A 15,836-nucleotide genomic window follows, 5' to 3' on the forward strand; every position below is an offset into this window, starting at 1 on the left:
AAACGATGAAGAACGATCGGGATGTTCCCTTCTCCTATCACGTCAAGGTCGGCCACATCTCGGCCAATCCCGTCGAGGTCCGTATCGAGGCCGATGCCAGCGAGTTGAAGGCGCTTGCCGAGGCCTGGAGCGTCGTCTCCGTCGACGATCTCAGCGCCGATCTGCAGATCGCCCGCTGGAAACGCGACGGCGTGCGTGTCAAGGGCCGCGTACACGCGAAGATCGTTCAGTCCTGCGTCGTGACGCTGGAACCGGTCGAGGCCGTGATCGACGAAAGCTTCGAGCAGATCTTCGTGCCTGAGGGTTCCAAGCTTGCCCGCCAGCCCGGTAACGACGCCGGCGAGATGCTGCTCGATCCCGATGGTCCCGATCTGCCCGAGACCTTTGTCGGGGACACGATCGATGCCGGCGAGGTGGTTGCCGAATTCGCTGCTCTCGCGATCGATCCCTATCCCCGCAAGGAGGGTGTCGAGTTCAAGGGCCATATCGAGGATAGTGGCGAAAACGACAAAAAGCCCTCCGCTTTCGCGGTCCTCAAGGACTGGAAAAAGGACTGAAGCACCTCTGGCATTTGACATAATTCAGTTGTATGCGACGCCAAAACCGGTATTTTGGCCGAAATTTCGCCCCTCGGCGAAAAGAAGGATCAGGGACGCGTGATCAGAATATCTCTCGACCTCATGGGTGGCGACTTTGGTCCCCAGGTTGTCATCCCCGGCGCCGCCAAGGCGCTGGACCGGCATCCGGATATTTCCTTCGTTTTTTACGGCCTTAAGGAACAGTGCGATCCCGTTCTCGCCAAATTCCCGAAACTCAGGGAAAAATCGGTCTTTCACGACTGTGAGCTTGCTGTCAGCATGGAAGAGAAGCCGAGCCAGGCGCTGCGCCGCGGCCGCTATGTCTCTACCATGTGGCGCTCGATCGAGGCGGTGAAGACCGGCGACGCCGATGTTGCCGTCTCGGCCGGCAATACCGGCGCACTGATGGCGATGGCGAAATTCTGTCTTCGCACGATGGCCAATATCGAGCGCCCGGCGATCGCGGCGATCTGGCCGACGCTGAAGGGCGAGAGCATCGTGCTCGATGTCGGTGCGACGATCGGCGCCGATGCGCAGCAACTGATGGATTTTGCCCTGATGGGCGGCGCGATGGCGCGCGCGTTGTTCGAGATCGAACGCCCGACGATCGGCCTTCTGAACGTTGGTGTCGAAGAGGTGAAGGGCCAGGAAGAGGTCAAGGAGGCCGGCCGGCTGTTGCGCGAGGCGAATATCGATTCGCTCGAATATTCCGGCTTCGTCGAGGGTAACGATCTCGGCAAGGGCACGGTCGACGTCGTCGTCACCGAAGGCTTCTCCGGCAATATCGCGCTCAAGACCGCTGAAGGCACCGCCAAGCAGATTGCCGAATATCTGCGTGCCGCCATGTCGCGCACCCTGCTCGCCCGTATCGGTTATCTCTTCGCCAAGAGCGCCTTCGATATGCTTCGTGAGAAGCTCGACCCGAGCAAGGTCAATGGCGGCGTGTTTCTCGGGCTGAACGGCATCGTCATCAAGAGTCATGGCGGTGCCAATGCCGAAGGCATCGCTGCTGCGATCGAGGTCGGCTACGATATGGCTAAGAACGGCCTCAATCAGAAAATAGAAAACGATCTTAAGAAATATCATGCCAAGCGGCTGCCTCCCATAGGCCCGGAAGCGGCATGAGCTATGGGGTTCAATCGAATATGATCCGTTCAGTGGTTCGCGGATTCGGAGCCGCACTTCCGAAGCGCGTGATGACCAATCGTGACATGGAGGCCATCGTCGATACGTCGGACGAATGGATCGTCCAGCGCACCGGCATTCGCCAGCGTCACGTCGCCGGCGACGACGAAACGACGGCCTCGCTCGGCGAGGCGGCCGCGCGTGCGGCGCTTGCCAATGGCGGCCTGACGCCCGCCGATATCGATCTTATCATCTGCGCCACTTCGACGCCTGACAACACCTTTCCCGCGACCTCGGTCAACATCCAGAACCGTCTCGGCATGAGCCACGGTTTCGCCTTCGACGTTCAGGCCGTCTGCACCGGCTTCGTCTATGCGGTCACGACCGCCGACGCCTATATCCGCGGCGGCCTTGCAAAGCGCGTTCTCGTCATCGGCGCCGAAACTTTTTCGCGCATTCTCGATTGGAACGATCGCACCACCTGCGTGCTTTTCGGCGATGGCGCCGGCGCGATCGTGCTCGAGGCGGCAGAAGGTGAGGGGACGTCTGCCGATCGCGGCGTGCTGACCGCGCATCTGCGCTCCGACGGTTCGCACAAGGACAAGCTTTATGTCGATGGCGGACCGTCGACGACGGGCAGCGTCGGCAAGCTGCGCATGGAAGGCCGCGAAGTCTTCAAATATGCCGTCGGGATGATCACCGATGTCATTCAGGCCGCTTTCGATTCGACCGGGACAACTGCCGAAGACCTCGACTGGCTGGTGCCGCACCAGGCCAATCGACGCATTATCGACGGTTCGGCGAAGAAGCTGAACATCGATGCGGACAAGGTTGTCGTCACCGTCGACCTGCACGGCAATACCTCGGCCGCCTCGATCCCGCTCGCGCTTGCGACTGCTGCCGGCGACGGCCGCATCAAGAAGGGCGACCTCGTGATGCTCGAAGCGATGGGCGGCGGCTTCACCTGGGGCGCTGTTCTCTTGCGCTGGTAAGCGCAAATCCTAAAAAACTGGCGGCGAACAAGAGCTTGACCGTGAGGCGCAAGACAAATACTCTTCGATCGCTTTCACAAAATAATTTGTAATGGGCGGGGAAACCATGACCGGAAAAACAGTGACGCGAGCAGACCTGGCGGAATCGGTTTTCCGCAAGGTTGGGCTTTCCCGGACAGAATCCGCCGAACTTGTCGAAACCGTCATCGACGAAATCTGCAACGCCATCGTGCGCGGTGAAACCGTCAAGCTTTCTTCCTTCGCGACCTTTCAGGTTCGCGACAAGAATGAGCGGATCGGCCGCAATCCGAAGACCGGCGAGGAGGTTCCGATCTCTCCCCGACGGGTGATGACCTTCAAGGCATCGAACGTGCTGAAGACGCGCATCCTCAAGGCGCACGTCTCTCGCAAGGTCAAGCTGAAGCCGCAGAATCCGGCTCTCTGATATCGGTCTTCCGCCTGGTCGGAACGGCTTTTTTCTCCCGCATCATCCATCGCCTGTGCGCAACGTCGACACATGACTTGAATTGTCGGCGCCAAACCTTTGAAATATGGTGAGTCGCCGTTGGATCGAGCCTGCGAGGTTGCGTAGCATATGACGTTGGACAAGAGCCCCGATGCCTTTCGCACCATCAGCGAAGTCGCAGACGATCTTGATCTGCCGCAGCATGTGCTGCGCTTTTGGGAGACACGGTTTCCCCAGATAAAGCCGATGAAGCGCGGCGGCGGCCGTCGTTACTACCGGCCGGAGGACGTCGACCTCCTCAAGGGCATCCGGCATTTGCTCTATGATCACGGCTATACGATCAAGGGCGTGCAGAAGCTTCTGAAGACCAACGGCAACAAGTTTGTCATCTCGGTCGGCCATGGCGATCTCGCCAGCGTCGAGGCGCTTGCCTCGGGTGCGCAGGAGGCGGGCGCCGGGGAACCGCGTGTCGCCATGGCGGAGGAGGATCAGATTGTCGGCCGTGCCAAGCCGCCGATCACCCGCCGGTTCTTCAATTTCGTCGCCGGAGACGACGAGCAGCCGGAAGTCTCGATCGGCAAATCGAGCGTCGGCAAGGAAGACAGGGCGCTGCTTCAGGAGGCCCTCTACGACCTCCTGGAATGCAAGCGTCTGCTCGATCAGGTGCGCTGATTAGATTCCACAAAGCTGCTTCATCGCCTGTTCGAGCTCGCTGAGCTGGAACGGCTTTCGCAGCACCGGGAGCGCGCTGGGGCTGCTGCCTTCCGGGGCGCTGCCATATCCCGTTGCATAGAGATAGGGCTTGCCGCGTTCGTCGAGCAGCTTTGCGACCGGCAGCGAGCTCCGGCCGGCGAGGGACACGTCGAGGATTGCAGCGTCGAATTCCGCGTCCCTGGCGGTTGCGAGCGCTCTTTCCAGATCAGGCGCGCTCGCACAAACCCGATAGCCGAGATCGCTGAGCATGTCCTCCAGCAACATGGCGATCAGCGCATCGTCCTCGACGATGAATATGTCTTTCATGATCCCGTCCACCCATTCCCCTGCCGGGCACGAAGATTTATGTGGACCGCTTGCGAAGCTCGTCAAGACGCCACGCGCAGCGGTGTAAAACTTGTCGCACAAAACAGTTCAGCCGTTTTGAGGCGCCGATATGTGTAAACATATAAGTGTAAGGCGCGGCAAGCGAATCTGAAAGATCGCGCCGCGCTTTGGAAACAGCATATTGCCCGGCGAAATTCGATGTGCAAAAGCTGGGGTGCCGTTTCCGCGACGGCCGAGAAGGGGTGTGGAATGGATTTGTTGAGTGCCACGGATTGGCTGCGTCACAGGCCGGGCTATACCTATCCGCTGGCCGTTGCCTTCGTCGGTCTGACCTTCCTTCTAAGACTTGCCGCCAGCGATTATCTCTCCGGATTTCCCTTCCTGAGCTTCCTTCCGGCGATCTTGCTCGCAAGTTTCATGGGCGGCGCCGGGCCGGGCCTCGTGGCGGCCATACTCGCCGGTTTCCTCGTCCAGCAGTTTTTCGTCGAGCCGCACGATGCCTTCTGGCCGGTGAGCGCCGGCCAATGGATCGGCCTTGCGACCTTTCTCATCAATGCGGTGATCATCATCGGCCTGATGGAGACGATTGTTGTCGCCCATGGTAGGCAGAGCCGCCTTCGCAGCGAACTCAACAGCTTTAATGCGCGCCTTGAAGAAACGGTGGTGCAGCGCACTGCCGAACTCAGGCATGAGATGGAAGAGAATGCCGCGGCCCAGGCGCAGGTGCGCCAGCTGCAGAAGATGGAGACGATCGGTCAGCTCACTGGCGGCGTCGCCCATGATTTCAACAATATGCTGGCAATCATCATCGGCAATCTCGATCTCGCCCAGCGGCGGATGACCGGACGCGAGGATCCGCGCCTGCTGAACTCTCTTCAGAACGCCAGAGATGGAGCCCAGCGAGCCGCGGTATTGACCGCACGTCTTCTCGCCTTCTCTCGTCAGCAGCCACTGGCGCCGGAGGTGATCGACGTCAACAAGCTGGTAGGCGGCATGTCGGAGTTGCTGCGGCGCACGCTCGGCGAACATATCCGAATCGAGACCGTGCTTGCCGGTGGCCTCTGGCCGACTTTCGCCGATCTCAGCCAACTCGAAAACGCCATGCTGAACCTTGCCGTCAATGCGCGCGACGCCATGCCCGGCGGCGGTCATCTGACGATCGAGACCGCCAATACCGAACTAGACGAGCGATATTCGCGGATGCATTCGGAGGTCGAGGCGGGCCAGTATGTGATGATCAGCATCACCGACACCGGAATCGGCATGTCGGCCGATGTAATCGATCGCGCCTTCGACCCGTTTTACACCACCAAAGGACCCGGCAAGGGAACCGGTCTCGGGCTGAGCCAAGTCTACGGCTACATCAAGCAGAGTGGTGGCCACATCAAGATCTATTCGGAAATCGACCGGGGAACGACGGTGAAGATCTATCTGCCGCGTCATGTCGGCAAGGCGGATGCCCGCCTGGCCGCCGCCGGGGCCCAGCCGATTCCTCAGGGAAGCGTCAATGATACAATCCTGGTGGTGGAGGACGATGAACACGTCCGCACCATGACTGCCGAAAGCCTCCACGAACTCGGTTACAGCGTGTTGCAGGCGGCAAGCGGCGTGGAGGCGCTTCTCCTTTTGGAGGAGAATCCCGACGTCGATCTGATCTTCACCGATATCGTTATGCCGCAGATGAGCGGACGTCAGCTAGCTGATGCCGTTCAAGAAAAATGGCCGGCGATCCGGATTCTTTACACCACGGGTTACACGCGCAATGCCATCGTCCACAATGGCGTGCTCGACCACGGCGTCTCGCTGCTCGCCAAGCCATTCAGCCTGGAGCAACTCGCTCATAAGATCCGTGAACTCTTGAACGTGCCGGTGAGCGCGGGAGATGAGGGGACGTGAAGTCGTACAGGACTCGCGTTTCCAGCCCCCAATCCCTTATTCGAGAACCTGGATCACGCGGTGCGTCTTCGGCTCGACGATCACGCGCCGCTCGTTGACGACGGTGTAGGCATAGCCATCGACATTGGGCACCGTGTGGACTTCGATAGTATCCGGCAGCGTCGCGCCGACCGTGATTTCGCCGTCATAGACCACGGATGGCGTGTTTTGCTCCATGACATAGGTGCGCACCTCGCCTGGCAGGACGACGGAGCCGGTTGGTGCGGGATCGGTGACAATCACCGTGCTCTGTGCGAAGGCGGCCGAGCAGATGGTCAGCATGGCGGCTGTAGCCAGCATGATCTTGCGCATGGGATGATCTCCTTTTTGAACTCTGGACATCAAGGCAACGCCCGCCATACCGCATAGTTCCGCTACCGCCTTGGCGTCGTGGGAGAGGCCGGGGCGCCGATTGTTTGTTGCTAAACCGGTTTATGCACCATACGGTTGAGCTGTCCGAATCACGTTCAACGCGAGTCGTCTGGTGGCATCAGGGTCGGGCTCTTTACTCTTCGTTAACCATGTCGGCGATTTATGTCAGGTGAACGGCCGGGTGGCCGTTGATTCGACGGTCCGTCGCGTTTCGGTCTGCGAATGGATATCTGGAAAGACGATTACGGCGGCTCGAGACATGCGCTTGGGGAAGACGATATCGCTGTTGGCCGTGGCGGGTCTGATGGCCGGCTGCACGTCGACAGGCGGTGTGCGACAGCCTTCCGGACCGGAGACGGTGGCGCCTGAAAAGGCGCTGGTCCTGCCGCCGCCGGGCGGACCGTCGATTGTCAACGTCGTCGAGCGCAAGCGCGGCAATGGAGTCGAGCAGACGATCTCGCTGTTCACCTCATCTTCCGTACCCGGCCAGAATTTTCTGAGAGCCGAGTTCTTCGGCGCTTCCGGGGCCAATCCCGGGATAGGCAATGCCAGCTTCAGCATGATCAACGAGAGCGGCATTGCCCGCGAGGTGGCCCGTTCGGCTCCCGGCGTGCCGATGGCGACATCGGCGACCTTCCTGCAGAACGCCTATGGCCCCTTCGGCTATGCTTCCGGCCACAGCCACGCCGGCGATACCTGCATCTATGCCTGGCAGCAGATCCGCTCGAGCGCGGCCGCCAATACCCAGGCGCGCAATTTCGGCATGATCCAGCTGCGCCTGCGCCTGTGCGATGCTCGCGCCACCGAGCGCCAGCTGCTTGGCATCGTCTACGGCTATACCATCACCGGCACCTTCGACGGCCCGACCTGGAATCCGTACGGTAACCCGCCCCCCGCCAGCGCGGCGCTCGGTCGTACCGGTGAACCGATCTATCCCGATGAGAGCGGATATCGCGCCAGCCCGATGCCGATCGGCTACGAGCCGGCGCCTGCCATAGTCCGCCTGCCACGGACAGCTCCGGTTCGCAACGCCCCAAGCCAGCAACCGGCGCAGGGCGCCGCGCCCTTGCCGACGCCCATCGGCCCGCGCGTGCCGCTGCCGAGCGAGGCGCCACAGACGAGTGCCGCGCCGGATCCGGCCGCCGCGCCGTTGGAACAATCGGCAAGAGCGATCGGCGTCACGGTGCCCTCGCCGGACTGCATAGGCGACGCGGCCATGACGGCCGTCTGCCGGAGATAGAGTATGCCCCGGGGTAACAGACGGTGCCCCGGCGCAATTTCGAAGGAACGTCGATGCGCAAAGCCCGCAGTGTCTTCATATGGGCCGTTGTTTCGCTCTGCATGATTGTGCTGATCACTCTGCCGGTTAATCTGCAGACCCAGCTCATCACCAGCATTACGGTCGTCACGGTGATGGCGCTCATTAAGATTCTGAAGGGCGAGGGGACATGGCGCCTGGTGGCGCTTGCCTTCGGAACGTCGATCGTGCTGCGCTACGTCTATTGGCGCACCACCAACACCCTGCCGCCGCTGAACCAGCCTGAGAATTTCATTCCCGGCTTGCTGCTCTATCTTGCCGAAATGTACAGCGTCGCGATGCTGGCGCTCAGCCTTTTCATCGTTGCCACACCGCTTCCGTCGCGCCCATCGCGAGCCGCCAATCCCGGGCGCTTGCCCCATGTCGACGTGTTCGTGCCTTCCTATAACGAGGATGCCGGACTTCTCGGAAACACGCTGGCTGCCGCCAAGGCGATGGACTATCCGGCCGACAAGCTGCATGTCTGGCTGCTCGACGATGGCGGCACCCTGCAGAAGCGCAATTCCGGCAAGTTGCTCGAGGCCCAGGCGGCGGCGGCCCGCCATGTCGAGCTGAAGCAGCTCTGCCAGGATCTTGACGTCACCTATCTCACGCGCGACCGCAACGAGCATGCCAAGGCCGGCAATCTCAACAACGGTATGAAACATTCGACCGGCGAACTCATTGCCGTCTTCGACGCGGACCACGCGCCGGCTCGCGATTTCCTGCTCGAGACGGTCGGCTATTTCGAAGACGACCCGAAGCTCTTTCTCGTCCAGACCCCGCATTTCTTCATCAATCCCGATCCGCTCGAACGCAATCTGCGCACTTTCGAAAAAATGCCTAGCGAGAATGAGATGTTCTACGGCATCATCCAGCGCGGCCTCGACAAATGGAACGCCGCCTTCTTCTGCGGCTCGGCTGCAGTCTTGAGCCGCAAGGCGCTCGAATCCCAGAACGGCTTTTCCGGTATCAGCATTACCGAGGATTGCGAGACGGCGCTGGCTCTCCATGGCAGCGGCTGGAACAGCATCTATGTCGACAAGCCGCTGATCGCCGGGCTGCAACCGGCCACTTTCGCAAGCTTCATCGGCCAGCGCAGCCGCTGGGCGCAGGGCATGATGCAGATCCTGCGCTTCCGCTTCCCGCTTCTGAAGCGCGGCCTGTCGATCCCGCAGCGCCTGTGCTACATGTCATCCACGCTTTTCTGGCTCTTCCCGTTCCCGCGCACGATCTTCCTGTTTGCGCCGCTCTTCTACCTGTTCTTCGACCTGGAAATCTTCACGGCCTCCGGCGGCGAATTCCTTGCTTATACGCTTGCCTATATGCTCGTGAACCTGATGATGCAGAACTACCTCTACGGATCCTTCCGCTGGCCCTGGATTTCCGAGCTTTACGAATATGTCCAGACCGTGCATCTGCTGCCGGCCGTCGTCTCGGTCATGCTCAATCCGCGGAAGCCGACCTTCAAGGTCACCGCCAAGGACGAATCGATCGCCGTTAGCCGCCTGTCTGAGATCAGCCGTCCCTTCTTCGTAATCTTTGCGGTACAGATCATCGCGCTCGTCATCACCTTCTACAGGATTTATGCCGAGCCCTATAAGGCCGACGTCACACTTGTCGTCGGCGGGTGGAACATCATCAACCTGATCATGGCCGGCTGCGCGCTCGGCGTCGTGTCGGAACGTGGCGAGCGCGCTTTGTCCCGCCGCGTCCGCGTCAACCGGCGCTGCGAGTTTTACGCCAACGGCAAGTGGTATGCGGCCTCGATCGAGGATGTCTCCGTCCACGGTGCAAGGCTGCATATCTTCAACAAGCATCTCGATGAACTGCTCGTCGGCGCCCCCGGAGAGATGCGCTTCCGGCCCTATAGCGGGGCAGATCTGGAAACCCTGCCGCTGATCGTCCGCAACATCGAGCCATCAGGCGACATCAGCAATGTCGGCTGCCAATATGTGCCGAAAAGCGCGCTTGATCATCGCCTGATCGCCGATCTGATGTTTGCCAATTCCGATCAGTGGACCCAGTTTCAGGAATCGCGCCGCCGCAATCCGGGCCTCATCCGCGGCACCTTTTGGTTTCTCGGCCTGTCGCTCTATCAGACCAGCCGCGGTCTGGTTTACCTCTTCCGTAGCATGCGGCCGGAGCGGGAGGCGCAGCAGCGGGCGGCAAAGGTCAATGCCGGATGAGAAAGATCGTCGCCGCTGCGCTTCTCCTGTTGCATGCCCCCGCTGTCACCCAGGCGCAGACGGCGCCCTTCGATATGTCCGGCGAGCGGCCGCCCGGCGCGTCCACCGCCCCGAGATTGACGCCGCCCGCTCCGCCCGCAGCGACGGGGCCGGTACCTGTCACGCCACCCATTTCCGTAACGCCCACGCCCGTTCCTGCGCCGATCACTGCCGTGCCGCAACCGGCGACACCGGCGCCTCAGCCTGGCGCGGCGGCGAATGCCGCTTCGCAGCCGCGCCACCGCGATATGAGGCGGTATCTAGTGCCCTTTTCGAAATTCAGCCTCAGCGGCGAATATGACCGCCGGTCATGGTCTGTCTATCTGACTCCCGAGCAGGCGGCCGCCAAGGCGAGTTTCACCTTCGCCTATCAGAATTCGATCGTCGTCGCGCCGGAAGCCTCCGCGCTGACCGTCTATGTCAACAATCGTCCGATCGGTCAGCAGCGGGTCAGCTCGGCGGACGGCTTTTCCGCCGTCACTTTCGAAGTTCCCTCCGGCCTGCTGCAGCCGGGCGCCAATCTTGTGACCTTCCAGGCAGAGCAACGCCATCGCACCGATTGCAGCATCCAGTCCACCTATGAATTATGGTCGAATATCGATCCGGCCGGAACCTTTCTGAGCTTTGCCGGCGGCAATGCTGCGGAGCTTTCGAGTGCCGACGCGATCCGCGCCATCGGCGTCGATGGCGCCGGCAGGACGGAGTTCGATATCGTCGTCCCGGCGCTGGAGCAGCCGGGGACGACCAAGCCGTTGTTGCGGCTGGCACAGGGTCTGTCGGTGCTGAGCAGCATGCCGAATCAGATATTTGCCTTCAGCGCTGCCTCCCTCCCTGCCGCCGGTCCTGGCAAGCTCGGCGTGCTCGTCGGCACTGCCGCGGAGCTGCGGCCGTTCTTTCCCGGCCTGCCGCCCGGGGCCGAAAGCGCGCCGCTCGCGGCTTTCGTGACCGATCCGCGCAGCGGCTCGCCGGTGCTTCTGATCAGCGGCCCCTCCTGGCAAGCCGTGTCCTCGGCGATCGATACCATCGTTTCGCCGACGGACAGGTCCGCGGATGTCCGCCGCGATGCGCTGACCACCGAGCGCTGGAGCGCGCCGAATGCGCCGCTGGTCTTTTCCGACACCAGCATTGCCCTCTCGCAACTCGGCGTGAAGACGACGGAATTTTCCGGCCGGCGGTTCCGCACCAGCTTCAATGTCGCCGTGCCGGCCGATTTTTATGCCAATGCCTATGGCGAGGCGAAGGTGCTGCTCGATGCCGCCTATACCGACAATGTGCTGCCAGGCAGCCATATTGATATTTACGTCAACGACAACATTGCCTCCACCGTGCCGCTTACTTCGATCACCGGAGGCATTCTCCGTCATCTGCCGATCCGCGTGACGATGCGCCACTTCAAACCGGGCCTCAATACGATTGGGATCGAGACGATCCTGGTGACGAAGGACGATGCCGCTTGCGCTCCGGGTGCTACCGCCGGTGCCAATCCCCGTTTTGCCCTGTTCGATACCTCCGAAGTGCACATTCCGGATTTTGCCCGCGTTGGGCAGCGTCCGAATCTGGCCGCCATTTCCGGCACGGCCTATCCCTATGGCCGGGCGACGGAACCGACGCCGCTCTTCATCGATCGCGTCGATGCCGATACGCTTTCGGCCGCGGCTACGCTGCTCGGTCAGATGGCGGTGATGGCCGGCCATCCGATCGCCGTCGAAACCGTAGCTTCGCCGAATACGATTGGCGATCGGGACGCCATCTTCATCGGCTCGATTTCGCAGATGCCGGCAACCGCGCTGACGCAAGCCAACATCTCGACGGCGAGCCAAGCCTCGTGGCGTCCGGTGGCCGACACGGAGCCAGGTGCCGTCGATACCGGCACGGCCTTCGAGACGTGGAATTCCAAGGTCAGCGGCGGTATCTTGCGCAGCCGCATTACCGCCTTCCGTGAATGGCTGGGGCGCAATTTCGATATCACCCGCAGTTCGCTGCAGTTCATCCCCGGCGCCGAGACGGTCTTCACGCCCTCCAACGCCGACACGCTCATGGTTGCGCAAGGCTCCAGCCCCCTGGGAGAGGGTTCATGGACTGTGGTGGCGGCACCATCGGCAAAGGATCTGCGCGAAGGGCTCGAGGTGCTGACCGGTCAGCTGAACTGGCCGCAGATATCAGGCCATATCACCACCTATTCGAGCAAGACCGGCAAGATCGATACAGTGCCCGTCACCCGCTTCGATTTCGTCCCGTCCACGCCCTGGTCTATCGCCAATTACCGCTTGATCGCCGCCAACTGGTTGTCGACGAATATCCTCTCCTATGCTTCGCTACTCGTCGTCTTCGTGTTGCTGATCGGCCTCGCCACCTCGCGCATGCTCAAAACGCTGGGGCGGTCCAAATGAGGTGGTGGCGCGTGCTTCTGCTTGCGGCGATGGCTGCGTTCGCCCCGGCAGGCCCGTCCGCCGCCGCGCAGCCGGCGATGATCAATGCCGATGCGTGGTCCGCCTACAAGGCGAAATTTCTCGATGCGAGCGGCCGGATCATCGATAACGGCAACGGCAATATCAGCCATAGCGAAGGGCAGGGCTATGGCATGCTGCTCGCTTATCTCTCGGCGAGCCCTGCGGATTTCGAGCAGATCTGGTATTTTACCCGTACCGAGCTGCTGTTGCGCGACGATGGCCTGGCCGTCTGGAAATGGGATCCCAACGTCAAGCCGCACGTGACCGACACCAATAATGCCACGGATGGCGACATGCTGATCGCCTATGCCCTGGCGCTTGCCGGCACCGCATGGAAGCGCAACGACTATATCCTCGCCGCCTCCCGCATGGCGCAGGCGCTGCTTGCGAAAGCCGTCGTCCGCTCGGCGGGCCGGACGCTGCTGATGCCGGGCAGCGAAGGTTTTGGCGCTGCCGATCGTGACGACGGCCCTGTCGTCAATCCTTCCTACTGGATTTACGAGGCAATGCCCGTCATGGCAGCGCTTGCTCCCTCCGATGCCTGGAAAAAGCTTTCGGACGACGGCGTGGCGCTGTTGAAGACGATGCAGTTCGGTCCGCGCAAGCTTCCTGCCGAATGGGTCAGCCTCAGCGGCCCACCGCGACCGGCAGAGGGTTTCGACGCCGAATTTGCCTATAATGCTCTTCGCATCCCGCTTTATCTCGCGCGCGGCGGCATCAGAGACAAGGCGCTGTTAAACCGCCTGCGAACGGGCATGTCGCAGAATGGCATTCCGGTTACGATCGATCTGACCACCGGCCGGCCGAAGACCGTGTTGCTGGACCCGGGTTATAGAATTGTTAACGATGTTGTGGCCTGTGTAATCGACGGGACGAGGCTGCCGGTCTCGGCTCTGCAATTCGCACCCACGCTCTATTATCCGTCCACGCTTCAACTGCTGGGCCTGGCCTATATCGGGGAGAAGCATCCGGAGTGTCTGTGAAAGCTTCTCTCGTGGCGATGTCAGCGGCAGTCGTGGTGGCGACCCTCGTCACCGGACTGAAGGATCGTGCCGCCCTGCAGCAAAAGCTCGGCCTTGGCTCCGCAGACAGGCCGGCGCCGGAGCTGTTGATGATGGGGCGCATCAAGCCGGACGACGCTCCCGCAGGCAATTCCGAATTCAATGCCGAGAGCGTCGCCGACAGGATCGAAGCGATCACTTCGTCGCCGCCACCGGCACAGAGCAGCGATGAGCCGAATGTCGTTGCAGAGCAGCCGGCAGCACCGCAACCCGACGCGCCTCAGACAGCTGTAGAGCCGGCCCCGGTCGCACCGCCGATCGTTTCCGACCCGCCGGCGCCTCAAAAGGCCGCGGCGTCCGCGCCGCCTGCCGTCGATGAAAGCGCGCTTCGTTATTTTGCCAGCCGCGGCGACAAAGTGCGTCTGCGGGCTGAAATCTCCCGGCTTCAGGCGCTTTATCCAAACTGGGTTCCGCCGGCCGATCCGCTCGCCGTGCCGCAAAACGGCGACAAGCAGCTCGAGGCCATGTGGAAGCTTTATTCCGATGGCCGCTATGCGGAGTTGCGCAAAGCGATCGCCGACCGTCAGGCCGCCGACGCCGGATGGCAGCCGCCGGCTGATCTGCTCGAGCGGCTTGGTGTCGCCGAGGCCCGCTCCCGCCTCATCAACGCTTCGGATCTCAAGCAATATGCGACCGTGGTCGATATCGCCGCCGCGACGCCGAGCCTGCTCACCTGCAGCGAGGTCGACGTGCTCTGGCGTGTCGCCGAGGCCTTCATCCGGACGGAGAGGGCGCAGCGCGGGCAGGATGCTTATGCCTATATCCTGAAGAACTGCGCCGACGCTGCCGAACGGCAGGCGACGGTCGAAAAAGCCTCGACTCTGCTTGACTACCAGCCGATGCAGGCGCTGCTGGCGCTTGAAAAGCCTGCTGTCGACGGCAGCAGGGAATTCGATGCAATCCGCGACAACCTTGCCCGACGCTTTGTCGCTGAAAGCAATGACGACCCGAAGCTCGCCATCGCGCCGAATTATATCGCTCATCTCGAAAAGCTCGCCGAAAGCCAGGAGCTGGCCTCCGATGCGCTGCTGCTCGGCTGGCACCAGCTTCGCCGCAACAATCCTGCCCTTGCCGAAAAGTGGTTTCGTGCCGCCCGCGACAGGGAGGATACGGCGGCCGCCTCGCAGGGGTTGGCGCTGGTGCTGATCGCCCGCAAGGCGCCTCAGGAAGCCGAGGACGTGATGTTCCGCTGGCGCGCCGATTCCGATGATGCGACCGCGACCTATCTTGCCGCCACCGCCAACCTGATGGCGCTGCAACCGCCGGCCGATCTGACCGAGGACGTGCTTCATCGGATCGCAGCCGAAGTCATCGCCCGGAAATATGTACCGACGGCGCAGCAGTTCGGCTGGTATGCCCGTTCTCTCAACCAGTTCCAGACCGCCGCGCGCTGGTTCGAAACCGCGCTGGCATGGAAGCCGGATGACGAACCATCCGCCTATGGCCTTGCCGTCACGCGTGAGCAGCTGAACGACCGCAAGGGCGTCCTCGACCTCCAGCGCGGCTGGGCCGGCCGGTCGGCGCGAATCGCCGATCTTCTGGACACTTCCTTGCCGGCGTCGAGCGCCGATACCCAGTTCTCAAAGGCGCCGCTCGCGCCGCAGCAGCCGGGCCAGCCGGTAGAGCCGCGGCAGCGTCCGGCCGCTTCAATGGCGCCGCTTCCGGCCGAGCCGCCGACTGTGGGGCAGGCGGGACCGGACGTCGCCATCCGCGCCGCAAGGCCGGCGACGCAGACGGTGACTGTCGAGCGCGGTCCGCGCCAGGTGCGGGACTGCTCGACGACCATTGACGCGGGACGACTCGGGCCGGGCGAGGCGCTGTCGCGTGGCTGGTGCCTGATGGATATCAACCGGCCGATGGAGGCGGTCTCGGCCTTCGAGACGGCGTTACAGAGCCCGGTTCGCAAGATCCGCGAAGACGCAGCCTATGGTCAGAGCCTCGCCTATCTGCGCGCCGGTCTCTCCAGCAATGCCGCCGTTGCGGCAACCAAGGCGCCGCAGAGCCGCCAGCGCGCTGCAGAACTGCAGGTGGCGATCCTCGCCGATCGCGCCTTGTCGGCCTTCGACGCGGGGCGTTACCGTGAAACCCTGATCTATCTCGATCAGCGCGCCCAGTTGCAGCAGGAGCGGATCGATCTGATGGTTCTGCGCGGCTACTGCTATCTCAATCTGAAAATGTACGATGACGCGATGCGAATCTTCGAAGCCGCCGCCGCGACCGGCAATCGCGACGCCGCACGTGGTCTGGCCGATGTTCGCAACGTCACGCATCCGGACGTCAACGACTGACGT

Annotated in this window: 13 protein-coding genes; 11 read left to right on the forward strand and 2 right to left on the reverse strand. The window is 62.0% G+C overall.

Annotated features, from left to right (window positions below):
* Positions 1–5: 5 nt before the first annotated feature.
* From AMK00_RS07750 to AMK00_RS07770, 5 genes are all read left to right on the forward strand, one after another.
* Positions 6–557: a YceD family protein gene (locus tag AMK00_RS07750; protein ID WP_064810078.1), complete on the forward strand. Its 552-nt coding sequence runs from the start codon at positions 6–8 to the stop codon at positions 555–557.
* A 99-nt stretch (positions 558–656) separates the two neighbouring features.
* Entirely contained in the window at positions 657–1,703 is a 1,047-nt protein-coding gene (gene plsX / locus AMK00_RS07755; protein WP_064806069.1) for a phosphate acyltransferase PlsX, read from the forward strand.
* Positions 1,704–1,723: 20 nt separating this feature from the next.
* Complete coding sequence (locus AMK00_RS07760) at positions 1,724–2,695, forward strand: beta-ketoacyl-ACP synthase III (protein ID WP_064811671.1); 972 nt, start codon at positions 1,724–1,726, stop codon at positions 2,693–2,695.
* A 106-nt stretch (positions 2,696–2,801) separates the two neighbouring features.
* Positions 2,802–3,140 (forward strand): integration host factor subunit alpha, encoded by a 339-nt coding sequence (locus AMK00_RS07765; RefSeq protein WP_009987526.1) that lies wholly within the window; start codon positions 2,802–2,804, stop codon positions 3,138–3,140.
* Between the two features lie 150 nt (positions 3,141–3,290).
* On the forward strand, positions 3,291–3,833 hold the full coding sequence (locus tag AMK00_RS07770; protein WP_064801706.1) for a MerR family transcriptional regulator: 543 nt from the start codon (positions 3,291–3,293) through the stop codon (positions 3,831–3,833).
* On the opposite strand, the gene AMK00_RS07775 is transcribed toward AMK00_RS07770, so the two are convergent.
* Positions 3,834–4,181, reverse strand: a complete 348-nt coding sequence (locus AMK00_RS07775) for a response regulator (protein ID WP_064801709.1) — start codon at positions 4,179–4,181, stop codon at positions 3,834–3,836.
* 270 nt (positions 4,182–4,451) lie between these two features.
* Here AMK00_RS07775 and AMK00_RS07780 point away from each other — a divergent pair, with 270 nt between their 5' ends.
* Entirely contained in the window at positions 4,452–6,098 is a 1,647-nt protein-coding gene (locus AMK00_RS07780) for an ATP-binding protein (protein WP_064810079.1), read from the forward strand.
* A 36-nt stretch (positions 6,099–6,134) separates the two neighbouring features.
* On the opposite strand, the gene AMK00_RS07785 is transcribed toward AMK00_RS07780, so the two are convergent.
* Positions 6,135–6,449: a DUF1236 domain-containing protein gene (locus AMK00_RS07785; RefSeq protein WP_064801712.1), complete on the reverse strand. Its 315-nt coding sequence runs from the start codon at positions 6,447–6,449 to the stop codon at positions 6,135–6,137.
* A 319-nt stretch (positions 6,450–6,768) separates the two neighbouring features.
* Here AMK00_RS07785 and bcsN point away from each other — a divergent pair, with 319 nt between their 5' ends.
* From bcsN to AMK00_RS07810, 5 genes are read left to right on the forward strand one after another with little or no spacing between them, the layout of a single operon-like run.
* A complete protein-coding gene (bcsN, locus tag AMK00_RS07790; protein WP_064810080.1) occupies positions 6,769–7,749 on the forward strand; it encodes a cellulose biosynthesis protein BcsN in 981 nt (326 codons plus the stop codon).
* A 53-nt stretch (positions 7,750–7,802) separates the two neighbouring features.
* Complete coding sequence (bcsA, locus tag AMK00_RS07795; protein WP_064811672.1) at positions 7,803–9,995, forward strand: UDP-forming cellulose synthase catalytic subunit; 2,193 nt, start codon at positions 7,803–7,805, stop codon at positions 9,993–9,995.
* Entirely contained in the window at positions 9,992–12,424 is a 2,433-nt protein-coding gene (locus AMK00_RS07800) for a cellulose biosynthesis cyclic di-GMP-binding regulatory protein BcsB (RefSeq protein WP_064810081.1), read from the forward strand. Before bcsA ends, AMK00_RS07800 begins: the two co-directional genes overlap by 4 nt.
* Positions 12,421–13,467 carry a glycosyl hydrolase family 8 gene (locus AMK00_RS07805; protein WP_064801718.1) on the forward strand — a complete coding sequence of 349 codons (1,047 nt, stop codon included), beginning with the start codon at positions 12,421–12,423 and terminating at the stop codon, positions 13,465–13,467. Before AMK00_RS07800 ends, AMK00_RS07805 begins: the two co-directional genes overlap by 4 nt.
* Complete coding sequence (locus tag AMK00_RS07810) at positions 13,464–15,833, forward strand: hypothetical protein (protein ID WP_064810082.1); 2,370 nt, start codon at positions 13,464–13,466, stop codon at positions 15,831–15,833. The genes AMK00_RS07805 and AMK00_RS07810 overlap by 4 nt, the downstream gene beginning before the upstream one ends.
* Positions 15,834–15,836 lie beyond the last annotated feature (3 nt).

It is taken from the genome of Rhizobium sp. N621 (assembly GCF_001664325.1).
GTDB lineage: Bacteria > Pseudomonadota > Alphaproteobacteria > Rhizobiales > Rhizobiaceae > Rhizobium > Rhizobium esperanzae.

What these genes read in the sequence shown, in the direction of transcription:
- AMK00_RS07750 (WP_064810078.1), top strand. Translation starts at nt 6, where the DNA reads ATGAAGAACGATCGGGATGTTCCCTTCTCCTATCACGTCAAGGTCGGC.
- AMK00_RS07760 (WP_064811671.1), top strand. Translation starts at nt 1,724, where the DNA reads ATGATCCGTTCAGTGGTTCGCGGATTCGGAGCCGCACTTCCGAAGCGC.
- AMK00_RS07765 (WP_009987526.1), top strand. Translation starts at nt 2,802, where the DNA reads ATGACCGGAAAAACAGTGACGCGAGCAGACCTGGCGGAATCGGTTTTC.
- AMK00_RS07770 (WP_064801706.1), top strand. Translation starts at nt 3,291, where the DNA reads ATGACGTTGGACAAGAGCCCCGATGCCTTTCGCACCATCAGCGAAGTC.
- AMK00_RS07775 (WP_064801709.1), bottom strand. Translation starts at nt 4,181, where the DNA reads ATGAAAGACATATTCATCGTCGAGGACGATGCGCTGATCGCCATGTTG.
- AMK00_RS07780 (WP_064810079.1), top strand. Translation starts at nt 4,452, where the DNA reads ATGGATTTGTTGAGTGCCACGGATTGGCTGCGTCACAGGCCGGGCTAT.
- AMK00_RS07785 (WP_064801712.1), bottom strand. Translation starts at nt 6,449, where the DNA reads ATGCGCAAGATCATGCTGGCTACAGCCGCCATGCTGACCATCTGCTCG.
- bcsN (WP_064810080.1), top strand. Translation starts at nt 6,769, where the DNA reads ATGCGCTTGGGGAAGACGATATCGCTGTTGGCCGTGGCGGGTCTGATG.
- bcsA (WP_064811672.1), top strand. Translation starts at nt 7,803, where the DNA reads ATGCGCAAAGCCCGCAGTGTCTTCATATGGGCCGTTGTTTCGCTCTGC.
- AMK00_RS07800 (WP_064810081.1), top strand. Translation starts at nt 9,992, where the DNA reads ATGAGAAAGATCGTCGCCGCTGCGCTTCTCCTGTTGCATGCCCCCGCT.
- AMK00_RS07805 (WP_064801718.1), top strand. Translation starts at nt 12,421, where the DNA reads ATGAGGTGGTGGCGCGTGCTTCTGCTTGCGGCGATGGCTGCGTTCGCC.